This is a genomic window from Prolinoborus fasciculus (assembly GCF_056724605.1).
Genome location: NZ_JBWZQN010000090.1, coordinates 1 through 8,484 on the forward strand (window position 1 = coordinate 1; position 8,484 = coordinate 8,484).

11 protein-coding genes are annotated in these 8,484 nt (G+C 37.3%); 5 read left to right on the top strand and 6 right to left on the bottom strand.

Annotated features, from left to right (window positions below):
• On the top strand, positions 1 to 230 hold a 230-nt coding region (locus AC1P5O_RS15550), incomplete at its 5' end, for an IS1096 element passenger TnpR family protein (RefSeq protein ID WP_499006335.1).
• 467 nt (positions 231 to 697) lie between these two features.
• Here AC1P5O_RS15550 and nadS read toward each other — a convergent pair.
• The 6 genes from nadS to AC1P5O_RS15580 all read right to left on the bottom strand — a co-directional run bounded on the left by nadS (position 698) and on the right by AC1P5O_RS15580 (position 4,409).
• Positions 698 to 970 carry a NadS family protein gene (gene nadS, locus AC1P5O_RS15555; protein WP_004641921.1) on the bottom strand — a complete coding sequence of 91 codons (273 nt, stop codon included), beginning with the start codon at positions 968 to 970 and terminating at the stop codon, positions 698 to 700.
• Complete coding sequence (locus tag AC1P5O_RS15560) at positions 963 to 1,358, bottom strand: type II toxin-antitoxin system RelE/ParE family toxin (protein WP_499006339.1); 396 nt, start codon at positions 1,356 to 1,358, stop codon at positions 963 to 965. The genes nadS and AC1P5O_RS15560 overlap by 8 nt, the downstream gene beginning before the upstream one ends.
• A 133-nt stretch (positions 1,359 to 1,491) precedes the next feature.
• The gene (locus tag AC1P5O_RS15565; RefSeq protein ID WP_499006340.1) at positions 1,492 to 2,403 is read right to left on the bottom strand and encodes a ComEC/Rec2 family competence protein; all 912 of its coding nucleotides are present in this window, start codon (positions 2,401 to 2,403) and stop codon (positions 1,492 to 1,494) included.
• Between the two features lie 38 nt (positions 2,404 to 2,441).
• Positions 2,442 to 3,542, bottom strand: coding sequence for a patatin-like phospholipase family protein (locus AC1P5O_RS15570; protein ID WP_499006341.1), 1,101 nt, complete (start codon positions 3,540 to 3,542; stop codon positions 2,442 to 2,444).
• A 112-nt stretch (positions 3,543 to 3,654) separates the two neighbouring features.
• Positions 3,655 to 4,086 (bottom strand): hypothetical protein, encoded by a 432-nt coding sequence (locus AC1P5O_RS15575; protein ID WP_004986359.1) that lies wholly within the window; start codon positions 4,084 to 4,086, stop codon positions 3,655 to 3,657.
• A 17-nt stretch (positions 4,087 to 4,103) separates the two neighbouring features.
• Complete coding sequence (locus AC1P5O_RS15580) at positions 4,104 to 4,409, bottom strand: DUF8583 domain-containing protein (protein WP_000901333.1); 306 nt, start codon at positions 4,407 to 4,409, stop codon at positions 4,104 to 4,106.
• A gap of 170 nt (positions 4,410 to 4,579) precedes the next feature.
• Between AC1P5O_RS15580 and mobQ the strand changes: the two genes are divergently transcribed.
• From mobQ to AC1P5O_RS15600, 4 genes are all read left to right on the top strand, one after another.
• On the top strand, positions 4,580 to 6,016 hold the full coding sequence (gene mobQ, locus AC1P5O_RS15585; RefSeq protein ID WP_499006344.1) for a MobQ family relaxase: 1,437 nt from the start codon (positions 4,580 to 4,582) through the stop codon (positions 6,014 to 6,016).
• Positions 6,017 to 6,117: 101 nt separating this feature from the next.
• A complete protein-coding gene (locus AC1P5O_RS15590) occupies positions 6,118 to 6,333 on the top strand; it encodes a hypothetical protein (protein WP_499006347.1) in 216 nt (71 codons plus the stop codon).
• 260 nt (positions 6,334 to 6,593) lie between these two features.
• Complete coding sequence (gene repM, locus AC1P5O_RS15595) at positions 6,594 to 7,523, top strand: replication initiation protein RepM (protein ID WP_127262067.1); 930 nt, start codon at positions 6,594 to 6,596, stop codon at positions 7,521 to 7,523.
• A gap of 78 nt (positions 7,524 to 7,601) precedes the next feature.
• The gene (locus AC1P5O_RS15600; RefSeq protein ID WP_127262066.1) at positions 7,602 to 8,126 is read left to right on the top strand and encodes a plasmid replication DNA-binding protein; all 525 of its coding nucleotides are present in this window, start codon (positions 7,602 to 7,604) and stop codon (positions 8,124 to 8,126) included.
• Positions 8,127 to 8,484: the final 358 nt, after the last annotated feature.

The window sequence follows — 8,484 nt, forward strand, 5'->3', positions numbered from 1 at the left end:
AAAGCAGACAATCTCCTGATTTAAATAAAAAATATCCATGTTGTATAGATGGTCAAAATCATGCTCCATTTGAAGATATTGGAGGAATTTTTGGATATCTTGATATTTTAGATGCATTACAAGACCCCAAACATCCAAGATATGACGATTACATGCAAATTATCGAGGATGAAATAGGAGAGATAGAGTTTGATCCGACCTACTTTAATTCACATGATATTAAGTTTTAAACCTGATTTAACATAATGGAGGTTATACGAAGTACACTTGTATATTAATTGAAATATCAATGACTTAAAATTTCAGTCATGACGAGGAAAAGGCAAAAAATCGGCTTTTGTAATAAGTTGGTGAGTTTTTAAGCATATCTGTAACATTTTGCCAGTAAAATCGGTTAAAAAATGATCAATTTGACAATCAGTGCCCATTTCATACGGATCCAGGTTCCAAAACTATCCCCAATTGCTGTGGATAAAATTTAGGCTATTTTGTACGCCTTGGCGCACATAAATCTCGGCTCTTTGCGGCTATTTGGAAAGCTCCAAATTTCCTATGATGAACCTATCAGGAACCGGATGTTCCATAACATAAAACAATAATTATAAGTTATTAAACAAGGACCAGAGGGTAAAACAGCACACGAAGAAGAAATAAAAAACCCTGGCAAGATGCCAGGGTTTTTTATTATCTAAACTTCTTAAATTAAAGTTGGATGAGCATCCAGGATACGAATTAAAGTCGCTGCAGGACCAGTTGGATAGCGACGGCCTTGTTCCCAGTTTTGTAGCGTTCTCGCGCTAATATGCAAACGTGCAGCGAATTCTGCCTGGGTTAATCCAGTTTTCTCACGTACTTCTTTAATATCAGGCAATTCGAGCTCTGTGACTCGACTTGCCTTTATCTCATTACGTTTGATGGCTCCGGCTTCTTTGATTGAAGCAACCAGGTCATCAAATAAGTTGTTATCCATGAAATTGCTCCTTCACTAATTGACGCAAGATCGATGTTTCTTTGTCTGTCAGATTATCTTTCACAGACTTTGGATAAGCCACTAGGAAAAAGATCTGATCATCCTCCGTAACCCAATAATAGATCACTCGGATACCGCCACTTTTACCCTTATTTCCTTGAGCACAACGTACTTTACGAATGCCACCGCCATTCTTGATTAAGTCGCCCTTATCAGGTTGTACCAAGAGATCCTGCTGAAGCTGACGATACTCTTCATCATTCACAAGCTCTTTAATTTGCTTGGTAAAAATACTGGTTTCAATAAATAACATAGGTTGAAGTACGTCAATGGCGTATAAAAATTTTAGCAGTTTTAGGACAAAAAAACGAGAGCTGTAGGCTCTCATTTCGCATAATCCGTATTATGTTAATTTTAGTTTTTCTTAATTTCCACTATCCAAACTGCTAAATTTGGCTATATCTAATGCCATACTAAACTAACTCACAACTCATCCGTAAAATGGAGCTATAAAGTTCGCTTTATCTTCCGTAACGATTCATTCGAGCATCTAAATTCATTTTTAAATAATGACTTTTTTTACTAGTCAATATTTTCGATGAGCTTATTTTTTCTCCATTAGCACAAAAATTTGTAAGCTCATAGTACTCTCTATGCCCATGGATAGATTCAATAATAACGTCGCCTGTTTTAGTTGTATAAACAGGTATTTCTAATTTATGTAGCGTATCCCTCACAGATGGGCGTGGATGTTCATACATATTTTGATAATTACTTGTACAGATGGTTATTTTTGGCTTTACGTAAGAAAAAAACTTCTTTGTATTTAAGGCACATTCTGCTCCATGATGAGCCAATATCAATACATCAACTTCTTGACATAAGAGCTTATTTCTTCTCAAAGACGCAGCGATATTTTCATCTTCTACATCACCTAAACTTAAAACGTTAAACGATCCTGTTCTAAACATTTTAACTGTAGAGTTATCATTGGAAGATGTTGACAGCCATTTGGGATGATAAAGAATATCTTTGTATCCAAGTTCCTTTGATGTATCCAAGCTTTCTATATAAGGAGGGTCTACTTTGACCCTAGATTTTGTAGGAATTTGATACTTCATTATCAGATCTAAACAATTTTGAGCATGATCACAATGAGGGTCGTATCCAGGATATTCTATTTTTGATGGTCTAAAATCAATTAAAATTTCCTCTAAATCAGACTTTTTACAATGATCATTGTCCCAACTTGTAATATGTAAAGTATCAATTTTGGTCTTCTTAAAGATGTCTAGCTCTTGCTCTAAACCAGGACGGCTCAAGGGGCCTATTCGTGCTTCAATTAAAGTAAAATTGGCATCAGTGGCATATGACATCAAGCTACCAGATTGTTGTAACTTATATGCTCTGAAGCGAGTTCGTCTAGGATCCATAAATACTCTTATATAAAAAACAATGGTTTAAGTAATAATCACAGACCCATTCTACTTTTACAAGCTTCGTAACCATGTTCTAGAATCATATTGAACTCATTTTCCTTTAATTTTCTTAAAGTTGTCGGAAATGACCGCGTGAAAACAGCATTTTGATTATCTTTTGGTATTCTTGATTCTCGTATATGAATATATAAGCCCTGACCTAAATTATTTCGAGAAAAGTTAACAAAGGAGCGAACCCGTAAAGCTCTTGATTGATCAGAGATGATGTCAGTAATGTGTTTTAATCTCCAAGGATTAAGTTGTTTAGCAATAAAACTTTGTTCTAATGGGGCTCCAGCATCACAAACAAGAATCATAACCTCATGAGTAATAGAGTCTTTCTTTTCTTGTTTTCCTGTATCAAAAAATGGTTCTAATCCAAGATTATCGTATACACCGCCATCATATAAATGTAATCGTGAATAGTTTAGAAATATCTCTTTATTTTCAGTTTCTACTTGTCCCCAAGGCCGTTTATGCCATGTGTAATCAAGAGGATTAATAACCAACGGCCCTATCCCTCCAGGAAAAGCAGCAGATACTGCCATGGCTTTAGCTAGAGGAAATTTTTGCGTATCTTTTGTATAACCTAAGGAATATTCACCTAGGTTTTCTTTCTTAAATCTAAAACGTTTACCTGTTTCAGCTGTAGTTGCATTTATGTGCCATACAGGATGATCAGGAATTTCTGATAATTTGCAATCAATCTCCCACTCATCACATAAAGTATTCGCCAATAAGTTTGATCTTGATAGTAAAAATCTGAAATTTATAGGATTCTTAAGTTGTCTTAACATTCCAGCCATTAGACTTCTAGTGCACAATTTTTGTTTAAGATCAGGTAAAGTGTCTGTCAAAAATATGCTTGAGCTGGGCCAAAGCATTTTATTACTTTGTAGAATAAGACCTAATATTAAACTGCCACCAGATACAGTGGAAATGTGTTGTATACAATGTAACTTATTCTTTTCAGCTAAATATTTTAACACCCCCAAATGAAAAATCATTGCACGAATTCCACCTCCAGATAGTGCTAATGCTAATGGAAGATCACTTGTGTTCGTGGTTTGATCATCAGAAGAATTTAGCTTCATGCCTTAAACAATCTCTTAATGCAATTTTTAGATTTGAGATTGTAACTTTAAAAAATATAATTATTTATCATTAATTAAACTTCTTATTTAACATAAAATCTCTTATGCGAAATTACATACCAACTTTAACTACATTGTGGACAGGTTGGATTTTAGAGATAAGAAAAACTTCTAGGGCATTTGCTAAATAAGCCGTATCACGTTCAAAGCCTATTGTAATGATGGATCCAGCATCTTTCAGTCTTGGATCTATCGCAATATATTCAGTTTTATCTTCATTCCATCGGCAATATTTCATTACCCTGGCGCTTAAGCCATTACCACGATAACGGCCAGCCCCTCTAGAAGTCCCAACACCGATATAAGTCACTAAATCTCCTTTGATAAACGCATATACACCTTGTTTATCGTAATTAGGAATTTTTCCAAAATTAAAATGTACTGGTGACCATTCAGGAGGCTTTCCTAATAGATCTACATTCCAGTGATGTTCAAAGAATAATTCTGTATTACGTATTAACTCATTAAGTGTTGAATCTTCCACTACTCATCTCTCAAAATTTATAGATTAAATAGCTTTCGGTCACGCTCATCCGTTAAATACTTATCCATCTGAGCAATTAGTTTAGCTCTGGCTTGTTCATCATCTTCAGTGATTTTTAACATACAGGATCCAATTAAAATCTTGCGTCTGGTATCGTCCTTTCGTGCCTGTTCTTTCTCTTTGGTACGCTCTCTTGCCAGTGCTGCCTGTCTTTGAGCCTTTAACTGCTTTAGCTTTTCTTCCTGTGCCTTGATTTTGCTGTCTAGTGTTTCAGTAACGCTCATTAATCCAATACCATCATTCTGGGAAACCATCCCTAACATAAGCGCACTTGAATATGCATTCAAGGTGCTATATGTATAGTAATGTTTTCCTCGAAGAGCGCACTTATGCAAACTATGTTTGCAAGTACGATTGGGGTCTCCCCAATACCCCGACAACCGTATTCACGGTTGTATTTCACTACGTGAAAATTTAAAAGCGAAAAATAGACATGGCGATTTACCACTTTTCAGTCAAAACCGTAGCACGATCAGCAGGGCGTTCCGCCACTGCTGCGATTGCCTATCGGGCAGGTGAAAAGATCTATTGTGAACGTGAAGGCCGAGAACATGACTACAGCCGAAAAACCGGTGTGGAATACAAAGAAATTTATTTACCAGAAGGCGCACCAGAGCATTTAAAGAATCGAGAAAAACTCTGGAACGAAGTTGAACAACGGGAGACCCGAAAAAACTCGACTGTAGCCAGGGAATTTGAAATTGCCTTTCCAAGTGAACTGAACCAGGAACAACGTCTGGCCATGCTCGAAGAATTATGTGCCAGCATCGTGGAAAGACATCAAGTAGCAGTCGATGCCTGTATTCATGCACCGCATACCGGATCCGGCAGTGATGAGCGCAATTATCACGCCCATATCCTGATGAGCACACGTAAACTTACGCCAGAAGGTTTTACAGAGAAAACCCGGGAACTCGATCAGAAACACAGTGGAGAAATCGATCACTGGCGTGAACACTTTGCCGATATCTGCAATGTGCACCTGAATCTGGCCGGATCCACAGCCCGGGTCGACCACCGCAGCTACAAAGACCAGGAGAATGGCCTGGAAGCCACCCTGCACGAAGGACCGAAAGTCACCGAACTACGTAGAAGAGGCATCGAAACCGAAATCAGCCGAAGCAATGATGAAATCAAACAGAGAAATCAGGCTCAGTTGCAATACGACAAAAATATGGACGTTCTAATTGCTGAAAATGAGATAAAACTCAGCACACTGAAAACAGAACAGCAGATCCAAATCAAGAATAGCGCTAAAACGCCACCAATTGACGAAAAATCCCTGTTTGAGGAAAAACAGAGGGGAACCCTTGGCAAAGTGCTAAAACGCGAAATCAGCGCAAAAGACGCGAATCTAGACCTGGATTTTATGCAGCGCAATCTCAAACAAGCCGAAATAAACCTGACCAAGCACCACAAACATCAAAACGAGTTCAATCAGCAGCTTGCCCAGGAGATCGTGAAAAGCGGACTCAAGCAAAGTCATGACAAATTGCAAAGCCTGGTCGATCAACACAACGAATTAACCCAGAACAAACCCTTACTGTTTGGAAAAAAAGCCTGGGAAGCCCAACGTGATGAGATCTACCAGGAACACAAAAAGTTGAAAGGTCAGCATGAACACCAGAAAAAACATGGTGTGAAGGATTTATTGGAGAATGAAAAGTTCAAAGAACATGCCTGGAAGAAATATCAAAAACAGCATCCGGAGAAAGCCAAGCAATACCAGACCCTCTACCAGTCCTACAAGATCGTTAAAAAATGTGTGGATGATATTAAAGCAGAACAACAGATGAAAATCAGACAAGAACAACAACTCAAAGCACAGCAACATGCGCCTAAAATGAAATCTCGTGGCATGAGTCGTTAAACAGAGCGAGTGTCTACGAGCGAACTGAGAAAATTTGCCCATCCCTTTCCCTGATTACAAGCTCCCTATCCATCAATCACCTGCATACCAGAGCATCCCGCATGGGTGCGAACTTTCCAAGTTTGATTCCTAAATCGAGCGTAGCGAGAAAAGAAGCTCATGAGCGAAGCGAATTCCGAGCTGCTTTTGATCTTGCTTTTGCTTTTTCTGAAATTCACGAAAATATGAACCAAAAATTGCCCCTACGAATCGAGCGAAAGCGAGATTCAATAGAGTTTGAGCGTAGCGAAAACCAAGGGCAATTTTTTATATTTTAGGCTTTTAATTATTTTTAATCTTTTAAATGCTTTTAAGTAAGCTGTAATCCTTTATACACAAGGGTTTCAGAGCCAATAAAACTAGGTTTATCGACCCATAAAACTAGGTTTATCGACCCATAAAACTAGGTTTATCGACCCATAAAACTAGGTTTATCGACCTTAAAACTAGGTTTATCGACCTCAAATCAAGATGATTTACAAATCAATTAAAATAGTCTATTGTACGACCTAGTTTAATTATAAATTTATTATTAGAAATGAGTGAATTAATCGTAAAGGATAATGCTTTAATTCAAGCTAGCTATACCCTAGATACAGTTGAACAAAGGCTGATCCTATTAGCCATTGCTGAAGCTCGAGAAACAGGGCATGGGATAACTGAAAATAGCCTTTTAGAAGTACATGCAAGTAGTTATATCAATACCTTTAATGTCGAGAAACACACTGCTTATACCGTGCTTCGGGATGCATCTAAAAGCTTATTTGATCGCTATGTCACGTATCATGACATTAATCCTAAGACTGGTAAGGATCGTAGCTTTCACTGTCGTTGGGTCGATAAAATTGGATATGAACCTCAATCCGGGATCGTTTTCCTACGTTTCACGCAAGACATTGTTCCACTCATAACTCGACTGGAAGAAAACTTTACTAAATATGAATTGGAGCAGGTTTCGAGATTAACTAGCTCTTATGCTATTCGGTTATACGAGTTATTAATTCAATGGAGATCTGCCGGTAAAACGCCAATTTTTGATCTATCGATCTTTAGACAACAACTTGGTGTCGAAGCTCATCAATACAAAACAATGAGTAATTTTAAAACGTATGTTTTAGAGTTTGCCCTCAAGCAAGTAAATGAGTTAACCGATATAACGGCTAAATATGAACAACATAAAAAAGGACGTTCAATTTCCGGTTTTTCTTTCAGTTTTAAGCAGAAAAAAACCAACTCTGACAAAGTAATTAAGGGAACGGATACATTAGCTCTTTTCTCCAAAATGAGTGATAAACAACGTCATCTCTTTGCCAACAAACTTTCTGAATTACCTGAGATGGGGCGATATTCAGAAGGCACCGAAAGCTACCAGCAATTTGCTGTGCGCATTGCAGAAATGCTTCAAGATTCTCAAAAATTCCAAGAATTATTCCCTTATCTTCAAAAAGTTGGCTATCAAGCTGCCTAAAATTTATACTTGATCATTTGTCTATTAGGCAGTCTAATAGACAACAACTTTTGACAGAGTTAGGCATAGATTTACAACATGAAAAGCCTTACAGTTCTTGAGCTTTCTAAGCTTTACAATATCAATAGACAAACGATTTACAACAACATAAAGAAAGGAATTTTAAGTAAAAATTCTGATAATAAAATTGATCTAGCCGAGGCTATCCGTGTTTTTGGTGAACCTTCAAAAAAACTAGATGTAAAAGAGTCTGTAAAAATAGACAGTCCAAATTCGGCAGAAGTTTTACTACTTAGGCAACAGATAGACATGCTGAAAAATCAACTTGATGATGCAAAAGAGCGTGAATCCTTTTATCAAAATCAAATTGAGATGATGCAACGTCTACTGGAAGCACCCAAACCAAAGATCCAAGAGCCTAGTGAACCCGAACTCCCTAAATCAGCTCCCATTGTAGAAATGAAGGAAGAGGTGATAGTAGTTCCACCAAAAGAGAACAGATTAACTACTCCAGAGAACAAACGTATCCCTGTTCCAGAACACGTTGAGCCTGAACCTAAAAAAAGGGGTTTCCTGAGCCGTTTTTTCCTTCCTTATGGTTAGCCAGGACTCCAGTTTTTTGATGAGCCAATTTCAGTGCAAGCACATGAAATAATGACTCATCAAAAAACCGGATGAGGTTTATTAAAACTGAACAAAACCGTGGAACATTGCTTAAATAGTAAGCGTGGAACATGAAAAATCATTAAAAAAGCCCAACTGAGTGCAGTTGGGCTTTTTTGTATACGATAAGACTATGATTTATATAGAATAAAAAAGAGCATTTCGTATAAGGTGTATTATGTTAATTTTAGATTTACTAAAACTATTTTTTGAGAACTAGGCTGTTATGGGAACTGTAAAGCTCAAATCTTCTGATGAAGTTTTTCAATTAAAAATTAGTCTGCTAGGTAGTGATCCT

Coding starts and splice junctions, on each gene's coding strand:
- nadS (WP_004641921.1), bottom strand. CDS start 970: ATGGATAACAACTTATTTGATGACCTGGTTGCTTCAATCAAAGAAGCC.
- AC1P5O_RS15560 (WP_499006339.1), bottom strand. CDS start 1,358: ATGAGAGCCTACAGCTCTCGTTTTTTTGTCCTAAAACTGCTAAAATTT.
- AC1P5O_RS15565 (WP_499006340.1), bottom strand. CDS start 2,403: ATGGATCCTAGACGAACTCGCTTCAGAGCATATAAGTTACAACAATCT.
- AC1P5O_RS15570 (WP_499006341.1), bottom strand. CDS start 3,542: ATGAAGCTAAATTCTTCTGATGATCAAACCACGAACACAAGTGATCTT.
- AC1P5O_RS15580 (WP_000901333.1), bottom strand. CDS start 4,409: ATGTTAGGGATGGTTTCCCAGAATGATGGTATTGGATTAATGAGCGTT.
- mobQ (WP_499006344.1), top strand. CDS start 4,580: ATGGCGATTTACCACTTTTCAGTCAAAACCGTAGCACGATCAGCAGGG.
- AC1P5O_RS15590 (WP_499006347.1), top strand. CDS start 6,118: ATGGGTGCGAACTTTCCAAGTTTGATTCCTAAATCGAGCGTAGCGAGA.
- repM (WP_127262067.1), top strand. CDS start 6,594: ATGAGTGAATTAATCGTAAAGGATAATGCTTTAATTCAAGCTAGCTAT.
- AC1P5O_RS15600 (WP_127262066.1), top strand. CDS start 7,602: ATGAAAAGCCTTACAGTTCTTGAGCTTTCTAAGCTTTACAATATCAAT.